This is a genomic window from Dielma fastidiosa (assembly GCF_000313565.1).
Lineage (GTDB): Bacteria > Bacillota_I > Bacilli_A > Erysipelotrichales > Erysipelotrichaceae > Dielma > Dielma fastidiosa.
Genome location: NZ_CAEN01000073.1, coordinates 1 through 2,000, shown reverse-complemented (window position 1 = coordinate 2,000; position 2,000 = coordinate 1). Strand labels below are relative to the sequence as shown.

Here is a 2,000-nt window from a genome sequence, read left to right as displayed (position 1 = left end):
CCTTCCAATGGAATTGTGAAATGTCCTTTAATTAGTGGAGATTTTTATTTTATTTGATCATTTTATAGGCATATACCATGATTGTATATGAACTAATTAAAGTTATCAAGGATGATATGACGAGCTTTTATTGAACTCTTTTGCATGCAAAAAGGAGATTCATCAAGAATCTCCTTTAAATATTATTTGTTTTAGTTAACTATTTAACCCAAACGCCGTAAGAGTTGAAAGTATAACCGTTAACAGTCGTATTAGAAACCATTACACCGTTATCATCCACATAGTACCATCTGGTACCCTGAGCATCAGAAGCAATCCAAGAGTTACGTAACATTGTACCGTTCTTTACATAATACCAGTTAGCACCAGAAGCTACCCATTTAGAAGGTCTAGAACCATCTTCAGAGATGTAATCCCAATCGCCATTGCCTTTATTGATCCAACCTGTAGCTGTTACATCACCGGCCCAAATTAATTTCTTATAAAGCATGTCTACTAATTCTTCATTTTCTTTTACTGTACGTTTTTCTTTTGCAGTTAATGAGTATGGATTAGTACCATTATAATCCAATTCAGTATATGCTTTTTTAGCTTTAATAATTTTAGCTGCTTGAGTATCAGTTAAATTTGTACCTAATGTGATGCCTTCAATATCAGTTGTAACAGCTTTGATTAATGAATCTTTTGTTGATGTTTCATTAGCAATCAGTTGATCATAATAACTTTCTTCTTCATCTTTAACTACTGTGGTCAACAGCAGATAAGTTAAATTTTCATCAAACTCATCTTCTGCAGTGATATAACGACCATAATCAGCATTTTCAAAAGTTAATGAATAATTACCGCTTGAAAGTTTTCTAGCTTTAACAGTTACGAATTCATTCATAACATCTTCAACATAGTTTTGCACTGCTTCCAAATTAGCAGCTGTAAATTTATTGATAGCTTTTTCAATAGCTGTTTCCTTATCATCAATATCGGCTTGTGTAGCACTTGAAGTTAATCCTTTGCGTGCCTTAATAGCATCAGCTAGTACTTTTACCTTATCAGCAACTTTATCATAAGCTTTTTTACTATCATTTGTACTCTTCAATAAATCTGCAGCATCTTTCATTTCATCTACAATATCTTGAAGACCATTCATGTAATCAACTACTTCATCAGCATCTTTTACATTCTTATATTCGGTAGCATCAATAGTGTCAATTTTGTCAGCCTTTACATTTTTAATGAAGTTTTCAACAGTCTTCACATATTTATAACCTAAATCAGCATCTTTGTTCACTAAATCACGAACTGTTTTTCCGTTTGCAACTGGTGCATCTTCTAATTGTTTAACATATTCATTTAAGAATTTGCTTTCATTTGTTTCTTTATAATCGCCAATTGCATCTTTGAAATCCGTCCAGTGATCTTCATGTGCTTTTAAAGCTGCAGCAATATCAGATGTAGAAGTGGTCGCTTTTAAATTATCAATGTAATCAACTAATACTACTAACTTATCATACAATTCTTTAGCAGCGTCATAATCACTTGATTTAATTGTTGGAATATATGAACTTGCATTTGTTCCTAAATTTTTAAATTCTGTAGCTGCTGCATCCACTAAATCATCAAATGATGTCCAAGTACCATCATATTTTCTTACTAAATGCTTAGCGGTTTCAACAGCATATTCATCATCTGTGCTATCACATAAAACAGCTTGACCTAATGCGTCAGCAACAGTCGTACTACCATCACCAAGACCCTTTACGGTTAAAGCTAAAATTCCATCAATAGTTTTTGTTGCATTAATAGTTTCATTCACTAATTTTCCTAATTCAGTCATATTAGCAACTGCGATTTCTGTTTGTTTACCAACTTCAGTAACATCTTTTCCCATTTTAGCTAAAGCATCGGCAATAGCATTAGCTAATTTAATTCCCGCTTTTGAAGTTGTAGTATCACAATATGTGATTGTGCCTACTGAGGTTGCAGCGAACACAGGAGCAACATTG

General features: G+C 32.9%; 1 pseudogene. It reads right to left on the bottom strand.

Annotated features, from left to right (window positions below):
• Positions 1–199: 199 nt before the first annotated feature.
• A pseudogene (locus tag DAHG_RS21265) lies at positions 200–2,000 on the bottom strand (hypothetical protein); the annotation flags it as partial.